The sequence below is a fragment of the Marinobacter sp. NFXS11 genome (assembly GCF_040148675.1).
In the GTDB taxonomy this organism is placed as follows: domain Bacteria; phylum Pseudomonadota; class Gammaproteobacteria; order Pseudomonadales; family Oleiphilaceae; genus Marinobacter.
This window is the reverse complement of sequence record NZ_JAGDDV010000003.1, coordinates 550,317-570,850: the sequence shown is the minus strand read 5'-3', so window position 1 is coordinate 570,850 and position 20,534 is coordinate 550,317. Positions and strand designations below refer to the sequence as shown.

Annotated in this window: 17 protein-coding genes and 1 tRNA gene; 14 read left to right on the top strand and 4 right to left on the bottom strand. The window is 58.0% G+C overall.

What is annotated here, in order from left to right:
- Positions 1-1,092: a GGDEF domain-containing protein gene (locus tag J3362_RS18370; RefSeq protein WP_349521675.1), complete on the bottom strand. Its 1,092-nt coding sequence runs from the start codon at positions 1,090-1,092 to the stop codon at positions 1-3.
- A 252-nt stretch (positions 1,093-1,344) separates the two neighbouring features.
- On the opposite strand from J3362_RS18370, the gene J3362_RS18365 reads away from it, so the two are divergent.
- Positions 1,345-2,790, top strand: coding sequence for an ABC1 kinase family protein (locus tag J3362_RS18365; protein WP_349521674.1), 1,446 nt, complete (start codon positions 1,345-1,347; stop codon positions 2,788-2,790).
- On the opposite strand, the gene J3362_RS18360 is transcribed toward J3362_RS18365, so the two are convergent.
- Positions 2,730-3,173, bottom strand: a complete 444-nt coding sequence (locus J3362_RS18360; RefSeq protein ID WP_088829161.1) for a YqaA family protein — start codon at positions 3,171-3,173, stop codon at positions 2,730-2,732. The genes J3362_RS18365 and J3362_RS18360 overlap by 61 nt on opposite strands.
- A 60-nt stretch (positions 3,174-3,233) precedes the next feature.
- Here J3362_RS18360 and J3362_RS18355 point away from each other — a divergent pair, with 60 nt between their 5' ends.
- Together J3362_RS18355 and J3362_RS18350 are read left to right on the top strand one after the other, a co-directional pair.
- Positions 3,234-5,360: a methyl-accepting chemotaxis protein gene (locus tag J3362_RS18355; protein ID WP_349521673.1), complete on the top strand. Its 2,127-nt coding sequence runs from the start codon at positions 3,234-3,236 to the stop codon at positions 5,358-5,360.
- 119 nt (positions 5,361-5,479) lie between these two features.
- On the top strand, positions 5,480-5,734 hold the full coding sequence (locus tag J3362_RS18350) for a GrxA family glutaredoxin (protein WP_108018762.1): 255 nt from the start codon (positions 5,480-5,482) through the stop codon (positions 5,732-5,734).
- Positions 5,735-5,823: 89 nt separating this feature from the next.
- Here J3362_RS18350 and J3362_RS18345 read toward each other — a convergent pair whose 3' ends face one another.
- Positions 5,824-7,086, bottom strand: coding sequence for a 6-phosphofructokinase (locus J3362_RS18345; protein WP_349521672.1), 1,263 nt, complete (start codon positions 7,084-7,086; stop codon positions 5,824-5,826).
- Between the two features lie 155 nt (positions 7,087-7,241).
- On the opposite strand from J3362_RS18345, the gene mpl reads away from it, so the two are divergent.
- From mpl to J3362_RS18320, 5 genes are all read left to right on the top strand, one after another.
- Positions 7,242-8,636 (top strand): UDP-N-acetylmuramate:L-alanyl-gamma-D-glutamyl-meso-diaminopimelate ligase, encoded by a 1,395-nt coding sequence (mpl, locus tag J3362_RS18340; protein WP_349521671.1) that lies wholly within the window; start codon positions 7,242-7,244, stop codon positions 8,634-8,636.
- A gap of 46 nt (positions 8,637-8,682) precedes the next feature.
- On the top strand, positions 8,683-9,330 hold the full coding sequence (locus J3362_RS18335) for a flavin prenyltransferase UbiX (RefSeq protein ID WP_349521670.1): 648 nt from the start codon (positions 8,683-8,685) through the stop codon (positions 9,328-9,330).
- Positions 9,331-9,452: 122 nt separating this feature from the next.
- Positions 9,453-10,592: an acyl-CoA dehydrogenase family protein gene (locus tag J3362_RS18330; protein WP_069183950.1), complete on the top strand. Its 1,140-nt coding sequence runs from the start codon at positions 9,453-9,455 to the stop codon at positions 10,590-10,592.
- Between the two features lie 82 nt (positions 10,593-10,674).
- Entirely contained in the window at positions 10,675-12,417 is a 1,743-nt protein-coding gene (locus J3362_RS18325) for a protein adenylyltransferase SelO (protein ID WP_349521669.1), read from the top strand.
- Between the two features lie 115 nt (positions 12,418-12,532).
- Positions 12,533-14,407 carry a hypothetical protein gene (locus J3362_RS18320; protein WP_349521668.1) on the top strand — a complete coding sequence of 625 codons (1,875 nt, stop codon included), beginning with the start codon at positions 12,533-12,535 and terminating at the stop codon, positions 14,405-14,407.
- A gap of 128 nt (positions 14,408-14,535) precedes the next feature.
- Here the strand turns inward: J3362_RS18320 and J3362_RS18315 are convergent.
- Positions 14,536-14,622: transfer RNA gene (locus J3362_RS18315), tRNA-Leu, on the bottom strand.
- A gap of 254 nt (positions 14,623-14,876) precedes the next feature.
- Here J3362_RS18315 and rnr point away from each other — a divergent pair.
- The 6 genes from rnr to rplI all read left to right on the top strand — a co-directional run bounded on the left by rnr (position 14,877) and on the right by rplI (position 20,484).
- On the top strand, positions 14,877-17,453 hold the full coding sequence (gene rnr / locus J3362_RS18310; protein WP_349521667.1) for a ribonuclease R: 2,577 nt from the start codon (positions 14,877-14,879) through the stop codon (positions 17,451-17,453).
- Between the two features lie 15 nt (positions 17,454-17,468).
- Complete coding sequence (rlmB, locus tag J3362_RS18305; RefSeq protein WP_349521666.1) at positions 17,469-18,206, top strand: 23S rRNA (guanosine(2251)-2'-O)-methyltransferase RlmB; 738 nt, start codon at positions 17,469-17,471, stop codon at positions 18,204-18,206.
- Between the two features lie 245 nt (positions 18,207-18,451).
- On the top strand, positions 18,452-18,868 hold the full coding sequence (gene rpsF / locus J3362_RS18300) for a 30S ribosomal protein S6 (RefSeq protein ID WP_008176389.1): 417 nt from the start codon (positions 18,452-18,454) through the stop codon (positions 18,866-18,868).
- A gap of 25 nt (positions 18,869-18,893) precedes the next feature.
- Positions 18,894-19,124: a 30S ribosomal protein S18 gene (gene rpsR, locus J3362_RS18295; RefSeq protein WP_007154918.1), complete on the top strand. Its 231-nt coding sequence runs from the start codon at positions 18,894-18,896 to the stop codon at positions 19,122-19,124.
- Positions 19,125-19,150: 26 nt separating this feature from the next.
- Positions 19,151-20,017: a hypothetical protein gene (locus tag J3362_RS18290; RefSeq protein ID WP_349521665.1), complete on the top strand. Its 867-nt coding sequence runs from the start codon at positions 19,151-19,153 to the stop codon at positions 20,015-20,017.
- Positions 20,018-20,037: 20 nt separating this feature from the next.
- Positions 20,038-20,484 carry a 50S ribosomal protein L9 gene (rplI, locus tag J3362_RS18285; RefSeq protein WP_008176379.1) on the top strand — a complete coding sequence of 149 codons (447 nt, stop codon included), beginning with the start codon at positions 20,038-20,040 and terminating at the stop codon, positions 20,482-20,484.
- The last annotated feature ends 50 nt before the right edge of the window (positions 20,485-20,534 follow it).

Here is a 20,534-nt window from a genome sequence, read left to right as displayed (position 1 = left end):
TCAGGCAGCGGCTTCATTCTCGTAACCGCATGCGCGGTTACGTCCTTCGGATTTCGCCCGATACAGCGCTTCGTCTGACCGCTGCAGCAGGCGATCGATGGATTCCGAGCCACGGATCGACGCCACCCCCACACTGATGGTTGCCCGAATCAGGCCCTGCTCCGTGCTCATGGATTTGGCGGCAAAGGCTTCACGGATCCGGTTGGCAGATGCCAGCGCCTCCCCGGTATTGGTTTCGGGCAGCAGAACCAGGTACTCCTCACCGCCCCATCGGGCCAGCGTATCAACTTTGCGGCATTGTTCTCGGAGAGTCCTGGCTACCAGGATGATCAGCTCGTCACCCACATGGTGCCCGTAGTTATCGTTAACGCTCTTGAACAGGTCAATGTCCATCAGCAGCACCGAAAAGGGACGGGCGTTGCGAAGATAGCGCTGATACTCGATGTCCAGTTGCTCAAGCGCTTCGCGGCGATTGGCCAGACCGGTCAGGGCATCGTGCTTGGCGGCATACTCGAATTCCGCGGCCAGCTTCAGCAACCCCAGCTTGCTGCGTCGACGGCTCTGGTCAAGGATGTAACAGGTGACCATTTCAAAACCCAGCACCGCTATCATGGTAATTCTGAAACTGGTGCTGTGCGGCGGCTCGAACAGGAAATCCCCCAGTGGGCTGAACAGGAAGATGACCGCGGCGAACCCGCCACAGCAGGCGAGCACCCCAACCCGGGATTCGCTGATGTAGAAAATGATGGGCGGGTAGGCAAACAACCAGATAATGGCGGAACCGTCCTCTACCGCGTGGATAGCCAGGTAGGTGAACAGCACCGTAATCAGGGTTATGAAGCCGCGACGCTGCAGGGTCTTGTTACCGAGGAGTAGGTAACTCACAGAATTGACGGCAAGAAGAAGGGCGAAGCCAACCAGTAATGGCGGCGTAATCGGGTCGTTCTGCAGGCTGGAGCGCCAGGCAAAAAAACAGAGCAGGGGCACGGCAACCGCGGTCAGCCAGTTGATCAGGATCGGGACAGGAATCTCGCCCTTGACCCGGAACTGCGACAGCTCCGTATCCGGCGTTTTTCTTGCGGATTGCGGCATTTTCAGATCTTGTTGTTGTGATAGTCGTTGTTGGACCTTACGTATTTAGAAATAGTAGACCGGTTTCCCTGCGGAAACTGTGTAGAAACGTAAATGATCCGGTTGTGCAGATATAAACCGGCAGCGGTGCCGACGCATTGGCCCCGTGGCCGTGGCAAGCCGGTCGACTCGGTTAGGTCAGGTCCCCTGACTATCCGTATAATGGTTTAAGCCGCCAAACGTGGTGAAATTCTCTGATCCGAACAGGTCACTATGTCTTCCAGACGTTCAGGAAATTCGGTTTCCCGCATCAAGACAGGCAGTTTCGAGCGCAGGCTGAGTCTGACCCGTGCCGGGTTGTTTGCTGGTACCCGTATGGCCTCACACATGGCAACCAACTGGTTCAGCAGCCGGGAAAACCGGGAAAAACGTCACCGCGCCATGCTTTCGAGCCAGGCGCGGTTCTTGGTCGATGAACTGGGCCAGTTGAAGGGCAGCGTGGTCAAGATCGGCCAGGTTATGGCCCTGTATGGCGAGCATTTTCTGCCGGAGGAGGTTACCGAAGCCCTGCATACCCTGGAGGACCAGACCACCTCGCTGGAATGGCCGGCGATCGAGCGTGTGCTGAAAGACGAGCTGGGCGCGGACCGTCTGGCGCAACTGGATGTAGAGCCCGAGCCTATTGGCGCTGCGTCGCTGGGGCAGGTCCACCGGGCCTGGCGCCGCAGTGACGGCCTGGAGCTGGTGCTGAAAGTGCAATACCCGGGCGTTGCCGACGCCGTAGACAGCGACCTGAATGCTGTCGCCCAGTTGCTGCGAGTGGCCAGGCTGGTCAGTTTTGGCCCCGAGTTCAATGACTGGCTGGAGGAAGTCCGGCAGATGATGCATCGCGAGGTGGACTATCGCCTTGAGGCGAAGACCACCGAGAAATTCCGCAACATGCTGGCATCGGATCCGAGGTTCATTGTGCCCAGGGTCTTGCCGGAGTTCTCAACCGAGCATGTTATTTGCTCAACTTACGAACACGGGCATTCGGTCAGTGCCCAGTCGGTCAGGGACCTTCCGCTGGAACGTCGCAGTGCTCTGGGCAAGGCTGCCCTGGAACTGTTTTTCCGGGAGTTGTTCATCTGGGGCGAAATACAGACCGATCCCAACTTCGGCAACTACCGCATCCGGATTGCCGGCGAAGAAGGGGATGACCCGGGGTACGACCGTATCGTCCTCCTCGATTTCGGCGCCGTGCAGTCCTACTCGGACGAGTTTCTCAAACCGGTCATCCAGATGATCAGGGCATCCTACGAGAACGATCTCGACGCGGTGATCGACGGTGGCGTGAAACTGCGTTTCATGAGCACCGAGTGGCCGGAGGAGGTTCTGGAGAAGTTTGGGCAGGTCTGCATGTCGGTGCTTGAGCCGCTCTCCAGCGACAAGAATTCCTGGCCGGACTATGCAGTGAACAGCCATGGCCAGTATCGCTGGAAACAGAGTGAACTGCCTTCACGTGTGGCGCGTCAGGCGGCCCGATCGGCGATCAGTCGTTATTTCCGGGTGCCTCCGAAGGAGTTTGTGTTTCTTAATCGTAAATTGATCGGGGTCTACACTTTCGTTGCGGTCCTGAATTCCGAATTTAACGGCGAGCCGCTGCTTCGGAAATACCTCTACGGTGAAGGTGACGATGCACCGGACGCCTCCGCGACGAGCCAGAGCACAAAGGCGTAGCGGGCCCCCTTACCAATTCCTACCAGTACCACAAAATTGAGCCACGGCACGCGCATGATTCCGCCAACCAGGGTCAGCGCGTCGCCGCCCAGAGGCAGCCAGCCCATCAGCAGTGACCATTGGCCATAACGGTTAAAGCGGTTCCTCGCCTTGTGCAATTGCATCTCGCTGACCGGAAACCAGCGTTTATGCTTAAAGCGATCTACCTGCCGGCCGATAACTCCATTAACGACCGAGCCCAGCGTGTTGCCCAGTGTTGCCCAGAACCACAGCCACCACCAGGAGTAACCCTGTGTTATCAGGGTGCCCAGCAGAACTTCCGAGTAAGCGGGCAGCAGCGTGGCAGCGGCGAACGCGGTCAGAAATAGCGTCAGGTAGGCCACCGGCCCCTCCGTGCTCTAAAATAGAATGAACCTCTAACTCCCCGCAGGTCCGCCTTCACCATGAAACAGTTATCGCTCCGCTTCAAGCTCTACGCCCTCGTTGTGTCCCTGCTCCTGATAATGGGCATCAGCATTGTGGTGACTGCGCAGTTATCCCTCGGAGATATGGAAGAGCGGTTGACGATTGAAACCCGGGATACGGTGCAGGGTATTGTGATGGATCAGCTCGGTGCAACCGCCGGCAAATATGGCGAGCTTGTCAGTGGCCAGTTTGCGACCGCCTTTCGGACCCCGGAAGTCGTCCGCAATGTCATTATCCGCAATATTCAGGCTGACAGTTCCGGGCGAATCAGCCGGACAGCCTTGCAGGAGACCGTTGGCGCGGTTCTCGCGGAGCAGAAAAGCCTGAGTTCGATATACGCCCAGTTCGAGCCTGATGGCTATGACGGACAGGATCGCTATTTCACCGGTGGTGTTGAGGAGCACAGCAGCGACGAGGGTACCCTGGAAATCTATTATTACCGGGATCCAGACGGCAAGGTTCACTTCAGCCGCACCGAGGACCCGGCCACGAAGTATCTGGACAGCCTGAACGAATTCGGGATTCGGGAAGCCGAATGGTACCTGTGCTCGCGGGACACCAAGGCACCCTGCATCATGGAGCCCTATGATTACGAAATCAGTGAGGGCTATTCCGAGCTGATGACCAGCCTGGTGGTTCCGATTCTGGATGACGGAGCATTCGCCGGTGTGGTGGGCGTCGATATCAATCTCTCGACACTGCAAAAAATCATTTCCGGTGTCAGCAAAGAACTTTTTAACGGCAAGTCCCGGGTCACGCTGATTAGCGAGCAGGGGCTTATCGCGGCGTCGAGTCACTATGAGGAACATCTTGGTCGGCCCCTTCAGGAAGCTTTGCCCGAGCATGGCGACACGTTTGCAGGACTGCATCAGGGTGAGGGTACCTTTGATGATGGCCGGACCCTGGCGGTGGCCTATCCCGTCGAAATCAGCCTGCCCGATGCCGAGTGGTCCTTGTTGATTGAACTGCCAAGAGACGCCGCGCTTGCCAGCGTTGCTGAAATCACGGGTCTGCTGGCAGACGAGGTGGCTGCGACCGCGACCCGTCAGACCCTGGTGGGCATCGGTGTTGTGGTTCTCGCTGTTGTCGTCCTGGTTCTCTTGGTCCGCTCGGTGACCCGTCCGCTGGATGAGATCCGGGATCGCATGAAGAATCTGGCCAGTGCCGAAGGGGATCTTACCCGTGAGCTGGAAATTGACACCCATGCCGAACTGATCGAGCTGGCGGGTGGATTCAATGCTTTCCTGGCGAGGCTTAGAGAAATGATCAACGACTTGAAGGATGTGAACGCCAAGGTCCGCGAGCAGGCCAGGGATGTTGGAAGTATTGCGGTTGAGACCGATGAGCAGACCGGCAGGCAACATCAGGACATCGACAGCGTGGTGACCGCCATGAACGAAATGTCTGTCGCTGCCGGTGAGGTCGCGGGATTTGCCGGCGAGGCGGCGGACAACGCCCGGATGGCCCAGGACGGCATCCGCTTTACCCAGGACACCTTGTCGTCCGCAGTCAACGGCGTGAGCGCGGTGGCCAATGATATGGGCGAGGCCAGTACGGCGATCGGACAGGTGGCCAATCGCAGTGAGGACATCAACCGGATTCTGGATGTCATCCGTGGTATCGCCGAACAGACCAACCTTCTCGCCCTCAATGCTGCCATCGAGGCCGCCAGGGCCGGTGAACAGGGTCGCGGTTTTGCTGTTGTTGCCGATGAGGTTCGTACGCTGGCTTCCCGGACGCGGGAATCCACCGATGAAATCAGTACCATGATCGACGGTCTCAAGCAGGATGTGAACGGTGCTGTCTCGGTGATCCAGAGCGGCGTCGATCGCGCCACCTCGGCGGTCGACGGCACTCAGGAGGCGGCCCATTCCCTGGCCACCGTTGTCGACCGGATAGGCACCATTGTGGAACACGTAATCCAGGTGGCTACCGCTGCGGAAGAACAAAGTTCGGTGAGCGAGGAAATCAATCGTAACCTCACTCACATCGGCGATGCGGCCAACGATCTCCGGGAACTTGCTGGTCGCGTCAAAGGCAGTGGTCAGGCCCTGGACAATGAAGTGCAGGTTCTGGAGCGGGAGCTCGGTCGCCTGAGGACATGATGGGCGGCTACTATGGTGGCGATTCAAAGCATCAATTTTAAATTAGCGTGTGCCGTGCCATCATTCAGCCATAGGATTTCAGTCCCGAAACATAAGCCAGAGACTTTAGGGAGGTGTTTATGGAGCAGGTCACGATTTATGGCCGCTCGAGTTGTGGTTTCTGCGTTCAGGCAAAGCGCCTGTGTGAGGCCAAGAACATTCCCTACGTCTGGGTCGATATGATCGAGAAGGGCATGAGCAAGCAGGATATCGCGGACAAGATTGGCCGGCCGGTGTATACCGTGCCGCAGATTCTGGTGGGCAACCAGTACGTGGGTGGGTTTGATCAGTTCTACGCCTACATGCGCGACCAGCAATCGGAGCTGGCCCGCTAACCATCTGCGTGTAGTGTCTGAACAATGAAAAAGCCTGACAGAGCTACTCTGTCAGGCTTTTTTTGCTTTCCGGTACGCTGTTCGTTCGGTTACAGCTGGAACTCAGTCTTCAGTTTCTTCTCGGTCAGCGTGTTCTGGAGTTTGGCAACACGCGGCAGGCCGTTATCGAATGGTGGGAAACTCTCACCGGCAATCAGAGGTTCCAGGTAGTCCCGGCAGTCCTGGGTGATACCAAAGCCATCGTCGGTAATGAAGTGGATCGGCATCTTTTTCTCCTGGTTTGCCACTTCGCTCAGCGGGGCCTCACCGATCTTCCAGACGTAAGGTTTGCCCTGTTCGCGGACGATCGTGGGCATCAGAGCCTGCTTGCCGTCGAGTGCCATTTCCACGGCGGCCTTGCCAACCGCATAGGCCTGCTCCACGTCGGTGGCGGAGGCAATGTGGCGGGCACTGCGCTGGAGGTAGTCGGCAACGGCCCAGTGGTATTTATGGCCCAGGGCCTGCTTGACCATATTGGCCAGGGCCGGCGCAACACCGCCCAGCTGGGTGTGGCCAAACGCGTCCTTGGCTCCGGCGTCCGCCAGGAAGCGACCATCTTCGTACTGGGCACCTTCGGAGGCCACGACTACACAGTAGCCATACTCCTTCACACAATGATCCACGCGCTCAAGGAAGGCGTCGCGATTAAAAGGGATTTCCGGGAACAGGATAACGTGGGGCGGTTCGCCCTCGCCCTGTCCGGCCAGGCCGCCGGATGCAGCAATCCAGCCGGCGTGGCGACCCATTACTTCCAGGATGAACACCTTGGTGGACGTTTCGCACATGGACTTGATGTCCAGGCTGGCTTCCAGGGTGGACGTGGCAATGTATTTGGCAACCGAACCGAAGCCCGGGCAGCAGTCGGTAAACGGCAGATCGTTGTCCACGGTCTTGGGTACGCCGATGCAGGTAATCGGGTAGCCCATTTTGTCGGCGATCTGGGAAACCTTGTAGGCGGTGTCCTGTGAATCCCCACCGCCATTGTAGAAGAAGTAGCCGATGTCGTGGGCCCGGAAGACCTCGATCAGGCGTTCGTACTCGCGGCGGTTCTCGGAAATGTTCTTGAGCTTGTGACGGCAGGAGCCGAAGGCGCCGCCAGGGGTGTGAATCAGCGCCTGGATGGTATCGTCGCTCTCGAGGCTGGTATCAATCAGTTCTTCCTTCAGCGCCCCGATAATGCCGTTGCGTCCGGCAAACACTTTGCCGATTTTGTCCGGATGCTTGCGGGCGGTCTGGATGACGCCACAGGCACTGGCATTGATGACGGCGGTGACACCGCCGGACTGAGCGTAGAATGCATTCTTGATGGCCATCTCGGGCTGGAGCCTCCTGCTGGTTCGACAATGGCGCAGATGATACGCCAATCGACGGCAATTTTCATGAGCAGGATTGCGGATGGCGTGGCTCTTGACGGGGTGGGGCGGATACGGGAGGCTTGTCGGGTTTCAACTCAGAGGGCAGTTGCCGAATGCACATTCATATCCTCGGAATCTGTGGCACTTTCATGGGCAGCCTGGCCGTTCTGGCCCGGGAACTCGGCCATACGGTGACAGGCTCCGATCAGGGTGTTTATCCACCCATGAGCACCCAGCTGGAGGCTCAGGGTATCAGTCTGATGGAAGGGTATAGCCCGGATCACCTGGAGCCGAAACCGGACCTGGTGCTCATCGGTAACGCCATGTCCCGCGGCAATCCGGAAGTCGAAGCGGTGCTCAACCGCAATATCGACTACATGTCCGGGCCCGAGTGGCTGAGCCGCGAGGTGCTCAGGCACCGTTGGGTCATGGCGGTAGCCGGTACCCACGGCAAGACCACAACCACGTCCATGCTGCTTTGGATCCTGGATCAGGCCGGGTTTGAACCGGGATACCTGGTTGGCGGTGTCCCCCGGGACTTTCCCGTGTCGGCGCGTCTGGGCAACAGCGACTTTTTTGTGATCGAGGCGGACGAGTACGACAGTGCCTTTTTCGACAAGCGCTCCAAATTCGTCCATTACCGCCCCCATACCTTGATCCTGAATAATCTGGAATTTGATCACGCCGATATCTTCGAAAACGTCGAGGCCATCGAGCGGCAGTTTCACCATCTGGTCCGGACCGTCCCTTCCCAGGGCCTGATTATCCGTCCCGCGGTGGATGGCCACCTGGACAATGCCCTGGCACTGGGCTGTTGGAGCCCGGTTCAGGACACCGCGATTGGCAGCGAGACCCCGCGCATGTCGGACTGGCGGGCCGAGCTGCTATCGGAGGATGGCAGCCGGTTTCTGGTGATTCACCACGAACAGCCGGTGGCAACGCTGAAGTGGGATCAGACCGGTCTTCATAATGTCCGCAATGCTCTTTCTGCCATTGCTGCCGCCCGCCACGTGGGCGTTACCCCAGACCATGCGGTGGCTGCCCTGTGCCGGTTCTCCGGCGTCAAACGGCGGATGGAGTTGCTGGCGGACATAGACGGGGTGCGCGTATACGACGACTTTGCCCACCATCCCACGGCCATTGCCACCACACTTGAGGGCTTGCGCAACCAGGTGGGTGATGAACCTATCCTGGCATTGATTGAGCCGCGTTCGAACACCATGAAGCAGGGCGTCCACGAGCAGACACTGCTGCCCAGCGCGGAAATCGCGGACCGGGTTCTGTGGGCGAACCTGAATGACATGGAGTGGCTGCCTGAACTGATTGCCGGTTGGCAGGCGCTGAATGCCGGTTCCGATCGGCACCGGGTGGAGACTACAGTGGAAGACTTGCTGGCGCGCACCCTGGAAGATCTTCCCAGCCCCTGCCACATTGTGATCATGAGCAACGGCGGCTTTGGTGGTATTCACGGTAAACTTATTGCCGAGCTTGAGCGTATCCGTGGCTGATCCGGCGCAACCAGCGTGTCCCCCTGACTGACAAGTGGCGATATTCATGACCAACGACCATAACCGCCCATCAACCGTTAACCTGGCCTTCACCGGCGCGTCCGGTGCCCAGTATGGCCTGCGCCTGTTGCAGTGCCTGGTCTCAGCAGGCTGCCGGGTGAATGTGATGGTCAGCCGGGCTGCGCAAGTGGTGATCGCCACGGAAACCGATCTGAAACTGCCGGGAACGCCGCCGGCGATGCAGGAAACATTGTCTGCCTACGCGGGCGCGGAACCGGGCCAGGTTCTGGTGTTTGGTCGCGAAGACTGGTTTGCGCCGCCGGCTTCCGGCTCCGGGGAGAAAGCGCCACTGGTAGTCTGCCCCTGCAGCACCGGCACGCTCTCGGCCCTGGCGACCGGTGCCAGTAATAATCTGATCGAGCGGGCCGGTGATGTGGCCCTGAAGGAACGGCGCCCGCTGATTCTGGTGCCCCGGGAGGCGCCTTTCTCCGAGGTGCATCTGGAGAACATGCTCAAACTGACTCGCATGGGTGCCGTCATCATGCCGGCGAGTCCCGGCTACTACCACAAGCCCCAGTCGATCGAGGATCTGGTGGATTTTATTGTTGCCCGAATCCTCGATCATCTGAACCTGCCCCAGGACCTGATGCCCCGATGGGGCGAAGCCCGAGCCGAGGACAAGCGCAAGGGCTGAGGCTGCGCTAAGCGATGGTTTTGGCCAGCCCGATTGATGCTTTTCATCATTGAGCAAACCGGGCTCCGGGCAGAGACTTGGTGAACGACAATCACAACACAGGTTATTCACCGAGGTTCACCATGATTCCACGCACTCTCTTCGACGCCGACCTTGAAGGCTTTCGCGATTCTGTCCGCAAGTTCCTGGAGCAGGAGGCAGCGCCTTACCATGATCAGTGGGAGAAAGACGGCCAGGTTAGCCGCGAGCTCTGGCAGAAAGCTGGTGAGCTGGGCTTCCTTTGCCCATGCCTGCCGGAAGAGTTTGGCGGTGTTGGCGCGGATTTCCGGTACAGCGCGGTGTTGATCGAAGAGGTAGCCAGGGCCGGCTTGACGGGCATAGGCTGGGGCCTGCACTCTGACATTGTTGCACCTTACGTGCTCAACTACGGCTCCGACGAGCTGAAAAATCATTATCTGCCCAAACTGGCCAGCGGCGAAATGATTGGCGCCATTGCCATGACGGAGCCGGGTGCCGGCTCGGACCTGCAGGGCGTGAAAACCACGGCGGTGAAAAACGGCGATCATTATGTGCTGAACGGTTCCAAGACCTTCATCACCAACGGTCAGCTTGCTGACGTGGTTATTGTTGTTGCCAAGACCGATCCCAAGGAAGGCGCCAAAGGCATCAGCCTGTTCATGGTGGAAACCGCGTGGGAAGGTTTCGAGAAAGGCCAGAACCTGAACAAGGTGGGCATGAAGGCCCAGGACACCTCAGAGCTGTTCTTCCAGGATGTGAAAGTACCTGAGAAGAATCTGATCGGCCCGGGCGAAGGCCAGGGCTTTTTCCAGCTGATGCAGGAGCTGGCAGCCGAGCGTTTACAGGTGGCCCTGGGTGCTGTTGCCGCAGCCGAAGCCGCCTGGCAGTGGACCCTGGATTACGTCAAGGAGCGCAACGCCTTCGGCAAGCCGGTGATTGCGTTTCAGAATACCCGCTTCAAGATGGCGGAAATGAAGGCGGAAATTACCGCTGCCCGGGTGTTCACCGATCGGTGCCTGGAGCTGCATCTGGACAAAAAGCTCGACATCCCCACCGCGGCGATGCTGAAGCAGCTCACCACAGACCTGCAGTGCAAAGTGATGGATGAGTGTGTTCAACTTCACGGCGGCTACGGCTACATGTGGGAATACCCGATCGCACGGGCCTGGGCGGACTCAAGGGTGCAGCGGATCTACGCCGGCACCAATGAAATCATGAAGGAAATCGTTGCCCGTTCATTCTGAACCCTAGCCACGGGGGCTGGTCATAAGGGCAAGTGAGGGCAGTGCTGGCACTGCCCGTTTCCTTTGATCAGGAGAGGCACAGATGAAACAGCCGTTGTCGCGAGAAACCGGTTTCGAGGTGAGCAGTCTCGAAGAACTTGCACCGATGGCCGATTATTCGCTGATGGATCATCTTACCCCTGATCCTGACGCCACGTCCGATGGTGTTGACCATCGGCCAAGGCAGGTCTTTTCGGGGCATTATGTTCCAGTCCGGCCCACGCCTATCGAAAATCCTGAATACGCGGCCCATAGCCCGGGGTTGTTTCGCGAACTGGGCTTTGCCGACAGCCTAGCCCAGTCCGACGACTTTATCCGGATGTTCTCCGGCGACCTCTCGCTCGTTCCGGAGCCGATGCGAAAAGTGGGCTGGGCCTCTGGCTACGCGCTTTCCATCTACGGCAACGAATACATCCAACAGTGCCCGTTTCAGACCGGCAACGGCTACGGCGACGGTCGTGCCATTTCGGTACTCGAAGCCGTTTTCAACGGTCGGCGCTGGGAAATGCAGCTCAAGGGTGGCGGGCAGACCCCGTATTGTCGCGGTGGCGATGGCCGCGCCGTTCAGCGTTCCAGCGTTCGTGAATTCCTGGCGCAAGAGCACATGCACGCCCTGGGTGTGCCAACCTCGCGATCACTGAGCCTCTATGTCTCGAAAACGGAGCGGGTGCGACGTCCCTGGTACTCCGAGGGCTCCCATTCCCGGGATCCCGACCAGCTCGTTTCGGAGCCGGTTGCCATTTCCACCCGCGTTGCGCCTTCCTTCATCCGGGTTGGCCAGCTTGAACTCTTTGGTCGCAGGGCCAGAAAACAGGAGCACCCTCGAGCGATCGAAGAGCTCGAACAGCTGGTGCTGCACCTGATTGATCGGGAGTACAGCGGGGTCATTGACCAGACGGTCGCAACTCCCACGAAAGTCGTCATGCTTGCACAGGCGTTCCGCGGTCGCCTTGCCTCGCTGGTCGCAAACTGGATCCGAGTCGGCTATTGCCAGGGCAATTTCAACAGCGACAACTGCGCCGCTGGCGGCTTCACACTGGACTACGGGCCTTTCGGCTTCTGCGAAGTGTTTGAGCCGTTTTATCAACCGTGGACCGGTGGCGGACAACACTTTGCTTTTCTGAATCAACCGGCGGCCGCCGAGCAGAACTTCAAGAGTTTCTGCTCGGCCCTCCGTCCACTGCTCAATGGCCATGAAGACGAACTGGTTCAGCTCGATGAGATTCAGAAGGGTTTTCCGGAGGTGATGCAGGCGGAAATGGAACGGATGTGGTCAGCGAAACTGGGGCTGAAAGGTTTTGACGCCGAACTCTTCCGGGAGCTGATGATGCTGATGACCCGCACCCCGGTGGATTACACCATTTTCTTTCGTGAGCTGTCCTCGGTACCCGACGATATTGAGCCACTAAAGCAGAGCTTTTACAGGTCACTGGATGAAGCAGGAGGAACTGATTCGGAAGGGCTGCTTAAGCGGTGGTCTGAATGGCTTGCCAAGTGGAAATGCCAGATTGGAATCGACGGAGCGGACAATGGTTCCCGGCTCCGCGAGGAGCTCTCCCGGGACATGAAACTCGTGAACCCGAAATACACCATGCGCGAGTGGTTCGTGGTTCCGACCTATCAGCAAGCTGCCGACGGTGATTATCTGCCACTGAGGGAACTGCAAAAAGTATTGAATCAACCCTATGACGAGCAATCGGATGGGGTTGAGCATCGCTACAACCGTCTGAAGCCTTTCGAGCTGTTCGATCTCGGCGGGTTTTCCCATTACAGCTGTTCGTCGTGACGAGTGTCCCGCCTGGTTACCAAACTTTACAAATTGCCAAACCTATCAAGGTCTCCGATCACCACATCCCCTAAAGTAGCGGCACAACCTCTAACAAGGATAAACGGTTGCCGCGATGAAACGCCTGATAGGTTTCTCTGTGTCTGTTCTCTCCCTCGCTCTGGCCGGTTGCGGCGAGGAATCCGATGAACTGCCCGTGGACGGGCGGGATTTTGATGGTGTGGAGTACAGTGAGCCGGCGCCCTATACCGGCAAGGTTATCGACGGATACCTGAACAACGCCCGGGTCTGGCTGGATATGGATGGCGACAGCCAGTTTACGCCGGGGCCCCTTGTCATCGAACTGGACAATGGCAGCGAGGTCACCCTGGCCTCCGGTGAGCCCACGGCAATGAGCGGTACCGGTGGCCGTTTCACAATCGACATCTCGGAGTTGGTTCTACCCCCTTCCGTGGGCCCGGACCTGGATCCCAGGGACTATCCGTTACATGCAGTCGCCCTGCCTGGTAAAACCCTTGAGGAAACACGCAACGGCGAGGTGCCGGTGGCCAGCGCCTATCTGATGTCGGCGCCTCCCGGTGTCCGTAATATCACGCCACTGACAACACTGGCCCGTTACCGGGGTGTTGTCGGGCTGGGTTCGTTCCTGGAAACGCCATCTGGCGTTGCTGCCAGCCTGGCGGACCTGAATCTGGTGCGGGATTACATTCTCGCCCAGGACGACCGCTCACACGCCTACGCCAGGGCATTGGCAAGATTTATGGCCAGTCAGATCCCCGAGGCCTACAACGACCTGCTGGCAGCAGAGGACAGTGACGGCACGGAGCGATTCCTGAGCAGGGAGGCGGCGTTTCTGCTGGGCGTCTCTCTGATTCAGAATGCCGCGGACGTTATTGCGGTGGTTGATGCTGCCGCTCAGGGTGACTTTGCCAATGTCGATGTCGACGCCCTGACCCTGCCCGAAGTGGATGTGGAATTAAGCGATCCCGTGCTGCTCACCGGCCAGAAGGTATACGCCGAGCCTTCCAGCCAGGACACCCTGCCTGCCAATCGTTCAGGCCTGCAGATATCCGCCGAGCTGGCCTTCGATTACAGTGAGAGCGGGCGTCTGCTATCCGTCTCGGCGAATGGCTGTCTGTCACCGTCCATGCCGGAGTTGGCGCGCCTGATCGGTGTAAATGGTTATATGGCGAACCTGCACACCCAGTGGCTGCCCTCTGCCGCACTGTCGGAGCAGAGCCGCTTGAATTTCGATGAAGACGGAACGGATGAACGTCTGATTTTCGACTGGGACAACCGCCGTGCCTATTTCGAAACCAGTACCACCTGCCATCAGTATCGCGGGATTTCAGCAGGCTCGACTGAACTCGGCGGTAACCCCGAGGTAACCTACAGCTGGACAAAAGACAGTGGTGAGCTGGTTGCAGAGTATGGCACCGGCAAGACCCGCACGCTGGTTCCGGACATGGCGAATTCGTCTTCTGTATTTCCGGGTTATCGGCTTTCAGAGCAGGCCAGTGAGGTGGAAGCCGTGACGTTTGCGGTCGGCATCAGTAACTGTACCCCGCAAGAGGATGCCGTGGACGCGAATCAGGTTGTCACTGGCGTTCAGCCTTACCAGTTTTCGGGCTACGACCCTCAGCCCGAGGGTTTTACCGATACCGTCCTGGAATTCGACCGCAGGGAGTTTTCTGGCCCGGAGCAACCAGATCTTCGACTGCTGCGATACGGATTCCTCGATCCCGATCGTCTTGGGCTAGACAGGGTAACTGGGGATGGCAGTTTCGAGTGGGCGATGAATTACCCAGCGGCAGACGGGCCGGGTTTCGTTGCTGAACAACCGAATCTTATCCGTGATGCCTACCTGACACGATACAGTGCGGGCGGTGACTGTGGCCGCGAGTTCGAAGGCATTCCCAGCTCCGCGTATGCGCGGGTGGAGTATAGCTACCAGCGTTTGTCTGAGTATCTGGTTGAACTGCTGGAATAGGCACTATTGAACCGGATTCTTTTCTGGCAGCAGAGAGCGCGAGCAAGGGAGTTACGGGAATTGGCTGTGATTCAAAGGGAGTTAACATGTGGCCGGTTGGCCAATTTGCCACCTCCTGAGGGAGGAAGTGGTGCCGAGGAGAGGACTTGAACCTCCACGGGGTTGCCCCCACTAGCACCTGAAGCTAGCGTGTCTACCAATTTCACCACCTCGGCAGGTGATTTGCAGTTCTGCTTTTAGTTCGTTGAAAACTTGGCAGTTCTGCGGCAGCTGAGGTATTGCCCCTCAACCGATGGCGCGTACTTTAATAATTCCAGAAAACGGTGTCAAACGTTTTTTATTAAAAACCTTGAGTGGTATTTGTGCCTATATTCTTTGTGTGGTTAGGCACTTCCTTTGCACCAGCGTTATACTCGGGATCAAATTCAATCAAGACACACCGCATTACGGTACCAGGACAAGGACACGAATGGCTTCGAGAAAAAAGACAGACAGAGATCCGCACGCAGGTCGTGAAGCAGAAAAATACGACAACCCGATCCAGAGCAGGGAGTTCATCCTCGAGCACCTAAAGGAGCGTGGTGCCCCGGCAACACATGAGACGCTTTGTGACGAGCTCGGACAGAATTCCCCGGAGGGTATCGAGGCTCTGCGTCGGCGTCTCATTGCCATGTGTCGTGACGGGCAGCTGATATGTAACCGCCGTGGGGCCTATCTTCCGATTGAAGAGGCCGAACTGGTCGCCGGCAGGGTGGTTGGTCACAAGGATGGTTTCGGTTTCTTGATCCCTGACGACGGAGGCAGTGACCTGTTCCTCACCGCCCGGCAGATGCGCCAGGTGTTTCACGGTGATCGGGTGGCTGCCCGGGTAGATCGGGTGGATGACCGCGGCCGGCGGGAAGGTGTGATCGTTGACGTTCTGGAGTACCGGACCAGTCAGACGGTGGGACGATTTTTCCAGGAAAGCGGGATCAGCTTCGTTGTGCCGGAGAATGCGCGGATCAACCATGAGGTACTCATTCCCCAGGAGAATTGCGGCAATGCCCGTCATGGCCAGTACGTGGTGGTGGATATTGTTCGTCAGCCTACCGTACGCACCCAGCCATTGGGCAAGGTTGTTGAGGTGCTGGGAGAACATATGGCGCCAGGCATGGAGATTGACGTTGCCATTCGTTCCTACGACATTCCCCATAGCTGGCCGCCCTCCGTGGGTGAGCAAACAGCAGCAATTCCGGAAGAAGTCACAGAAAAAGACAAAGCTAACCGGAAGGATATACGCAATCTCAGGCTGGTAACGATCGACGACGAGACGGCCCGTGATTTTGATGATGCCGTGTATTGCGAGCCAAGGCCCCGTGGTGGCTATCGCCTGTTGGTTGCGATTGCCGACGTTTCCCACTACGTCCGGCCAGGTACACCACTGGATGAAGAGGCGGTAAACCGCAGTACGTCGGTTTATTTCCCGGACCACGTTGTGCCAATGCTGCCGGAAAAGCTGTCCAATGGCCTGTGTTCGCTGAACCCGGGGGTCGACCGCCTCTGCATGGTGGCCGATATGACCATCAGCGCCGCGGGCAATATCAGCAGCTACAGCTTCTATCAAGCGGTCATGTTCAGTCATGCGCGGCTTACCTACAACAAGGTAAGCACCATGCTGGAGCACCCGGATACCGAACAGGGCTACAGGCTGTGTGAGCAATACGCCAATGTGCTCCCGCAGCTGCACAATCTCTACGGGCTCTACCAGTTGCTGCGCAAGGCCCGCACCGAGCGTGGCGCAATCGATTTCGAAACCACCGAAACCAAGATTGTGTTTGACGCCGACCGGAAGATAGAAGAGATCGTGCCGGTACAGCGAAACGATGCCCACAAGATTATCGAGGAGTGCATGCTGTGCGCGAACGTTGCCACAGCGCGATTCCTGAAAAAGCACAAACTGCCGGCACTTTACCGGGTGCATGATGGCCCGTCCGAAGAGCGTCTCAATGCGGTCCGGCTGTTCCTGGGCGAACTGGGCCTGCAATTGGGTGGTGGTGATAACCCCACGTCTGCGGACTACCAGGAACTGCTGAACAGTATCAAGGACCGCTCGGATGCCAATGTGATCCAGACAGTTATGCTGCGCTCACTCAGTCAGGCGGTCTACAGCCCGGAAGAGGGCGGCCATTTTGGTCTTGGCTATGCGGGTTATGCCCATTTCACATCGCCTATCCGACGTTACCCGGATCTTATTAATCACCGGGCAATCAAATCGGTTATTCACGGGGGGCAGCCTTCCAAGGACGTGATTCCGCCTCCGAAGCCGGATCCCGAGCTTGCTGAGTATCCCTACGAGTTGGCCAAGATGGAGCAGCTGGGTGAGCATACCTCGATGGCAGAACGCCGTGCCGACGATGCCACCCGGGATGTCATGGCCTGGCTGAAGTGTGAGTACCTCAGTGATCATGTCGGTGAGGAGTACGACGGTGTCATTGCGTCCGTTGTGCCCTTCGGTTTCTTTGTGGAGCTTTCTGGCGTCTACATAGAGGGGCTGGTGCACGTGTCGACGCTCAGCGGTGACTTCTTCCATCACGATTCAGCCAAGCATCGCCTCATCGGTGAGCGCACGGCAATGAGCTTCCGGCTTGGTGATGAAGTTCGTGTGAAAGTCGTTCGGGTTGGAATGGAAGATCGCAAGATCGACCTGGAGTTGATCAGCGAGCCCGTGCATCGACAGGCAGATCGCGACGCGCTCAAGGTTCCTGATAGAGGCGAGCGAGGCAAGGGAAAGCGCGGCCCCGGCAAAGGTAGCAAGCCGCCCGGCAGAACCAAGCCTGGCCAGAAGGGCTCATCACCCGGCGAGCCTGGCCTGAAGCGCCCGAGGAAACGCCCGGCGTCGGCGTCATCGAAGAAAAAGGGGCCCGAGGCCTTCGATGATAATGAAACGCCGTCTGCCAGAGATGAGTTGGTTGCAAAGGCTGCGAAACTTGCCCTGAAAAAAGGCAAGAAGGGTAGTGGCGCTGGCAAAGACGACAAAAAAGCCAAGCCGCGAAAATCAGGCAAGTAACAGGAAGCAGAACCAGTGTCCGGAGAGTTTGTGTTTGGCTGGCACGCGGTTGAGGCTGTCCTCAAGCGCGAGCCTGAGCGTCTTCAGCAGGTCTGGATCCAGACCGGCCGGCAGGATAAGCGGGTCAAGAGCATTACCGATACCCTGGACAGCCTTGGGGTGAAGTGGAAGGTTGTGCACCGGAAGGAGCTTGATGAGCGGGTGTCCGGTGTTCATCAGGGTGTTGTGGCGGCTGTCAGTGAAAGCCGGGAATGGACCGAAGATGATCTGCTGGCCCAGTTGGCCGCCAGTGACAAATCGCCGTTCCTGCTGGTACTTGATGGCGTAACCGATCCTCACAACCTTGGTGCCTGTATGCGCACAGCCGATGCGGTTGGTGTTCAGGCAGTTATCGTGCCCAAGGACAAGTCTGCTTCACTGACGCCGGTTGCCCGAAAGGTCGCCTGTGGGGCTGCCGAGACGGTGCCCTTTGTGCGGGTCACCAACCTTGCCCGCTTTCTGCGCAGTTTGCAGGATCAGGGTGTCTGGCTGATTGGCACCGCCGGTGAGTCGGACGCCACCCTTTACCAGGCCGATTTCAAGGGGGCGGTGGCGCTGGTGATGGGCGCCGAAGGCAAGGGTATGCGCCGGCTCACCCGCGAGCACTGCGATCAGCTGATCAATATCCCCATGCTCGGCCACGTAGACAGCCTCAACGTCTCTGTGGCTACGGGTGTTTGCCTATACGAAGCACTGCGCCAGCGGCTTGGTTAACCCTTGCACACAGGGCCTTCCCCGCCTAGAATACGTGACCCCTTTTTTAAGGGGTGGTTTTGTATTGCCTGATTGCAGGCAATACCGGGCCAAGCTTTTGATCAAGCCTTTCTTGTAAAGCCTTATTGATAAAGCAAAAAGAAACCGGCAGCAGCAGCTGTCAACTCCTTGCTTTCATGTTTGTCGGTCGCGGGTTCAACGCCGTGCCGGTAAAAAGGAAGCTGTTTAAACCGTAGGGAGAACTCATGCGTCACTACGAAATCGTTTTTATGGTACATCCGGATCAGAGCGAGCAGGTGCCCGCGATGATCGAGCGTTATACCGGCGTCATCACTGAAGATGGCGGCAAGGTACATCGCCTGGAAGATTGGGGCCGTCGTCACCTGGCATACCCGATCAACAAGATTCACAAGGCTCACTACGTACTGATGAACGTTGAATGTTCACAGGCCGCGATGGACGAGCTGACTCACAACTTCCGTTTCAACGATGCAATCATCCGCGACATGATCCTGCGCCGTGACGGTGCGGATACAGACCTGTCCCCGATGAAAGCTTCCGAGTCCCGTGAAGACCGTCGTGGCGGCGATGATCGCCCGCGTCGTTCAGCCGAATCTGACGAGCCACGTCAGCGTGCTGAAACCCAGGACGAAGAAGAGTAATTAACCGGAGTTGAGGAGTTAAGTTATGGCTCGTTTTTTCAGACGTCGTAAGTTCTGCCGCTTCACGGCAGAGGGTGTTAAGGAGATCGATTACAAAGATCTGGACACCCTGAAAGGCTACATCACTGAAACCGGCAAAATCGTGCCCAGCCGCATCACCGGCACCAAAGCACGTTATCAGCGTCAGCTGGCTACCGCTATCAAGCGTGCCCGCTACCTGGCACTGCTGCCGTACTCGGACAGCCACGATAACTAAGTAACAGAAACACAGGACTTGGGACCATGCGTGCACTTGCACAGTATGTAATGCGCGGTCCCTTCCAGGCCGGCGGGGTAGCAGCAGTCACGACTGCAGTGCCCTTGTTGTTCTGGATTGGCGCAGCCGTTGTCGGCCTGGTTATTCTCAGGCTTGGCATCAGCCAGGGGCTCAATATCGGGCTCTGGGCATTACTTCCGGCGCTTGGCTGGAGCGTTTTCGGGCAGGACCCGACCGCTCTGGCTGTATTGCTCCAGGTGATGCTCATGGCGTCGCTGATCAGAACCACGCAGTCCTGGGAAAAAGCCCTGCTTGCGGGAAGCTTTCTCGCAATCGTCACAGGCCTGATGTTGCCTGTGGTCTACCCGGGCTTGCTGGATGATCTGGTCCAGGCCGGGGTGAGCTTTTACCAACAGTACAATGCCGAAATCGCGCAGAGTCTCGGCGATGACCTCGACAGGGTTATCCGCGACACGATGAACGCGAGTATGGCCGGCACCTACCTGGCAACGGGTGTGGGCATGACCATGCTGGCGCGGTCCTGGCAGGCGGGGCTTTATAACCCCGGTGGGTTCCGCAAGGAATTCCATAGTCTGCGGCTGTCGGCGCCGATTGCGGTGTTGTGTGCAGTGACCATGGTGGTTGGTCCGATCCTCGGGCTGAATTCCATGTTGCTTGCCTGGGCTGCGGGAACACCGTTGTTCCTGGCCAGCCTGGCACTGGTGCACGGCGTTGTTGGTTTGAAAAAGCTCAGTGGGAACTGGTTGGCGATGTTTTATGTAGCGCTGATCCTTTTGGGCCCAAGCCTGATGATTCTGTTAGTGGTTCTGGCTTTTGTGGATAGCTGGCTGGATATCCGGAGGCGTATAAGCCCTGCCGGGCCGGCTGAATAAAGCACGAAGAGGTTAACGAGATGGAAGTTATTCTGCTCGAGAAAGTTGCAAACCTTGGCTCCCTGGGTGACAAGGTAAAGGTTAAGGCCGGTTACGGTCGTAATTTCCTGCTTCCTTATGGCAAGGCTGTACCTGCCACCGAAGCAAACCTGAAGGCGTTCGAAGAGCGTCGTGCCGAGCTTGAGAAAGCAGCTGCTGAGAAGCTGTCTGCTGCCCAGGCCCGCGCCGAGGCCCTCGAGGGTGCCGCTTTCACCATCAGCTCCAAGGCCGGTGAAGAAGGCAAGCTGTTCGGTTCTATCGGTGTGCGCGACATCGCTGACGCGATCACTGCCGGTGGTACCGAAGTAGAGAAGAGCGAAGTTCGTCTGCCGGAAGGCCCGATCCGGGTGACTGGCGAGTACGAGATCGAGCTTCAGCTGCACTCCGACGTTGAAGTAAGCGTCAAGCTGGCGGTTGTTGCCGAGTAAGCCGTTTTCTCTGGAAACGGTGCCGGGGTTGCCCCGGCTCTGGTAATACG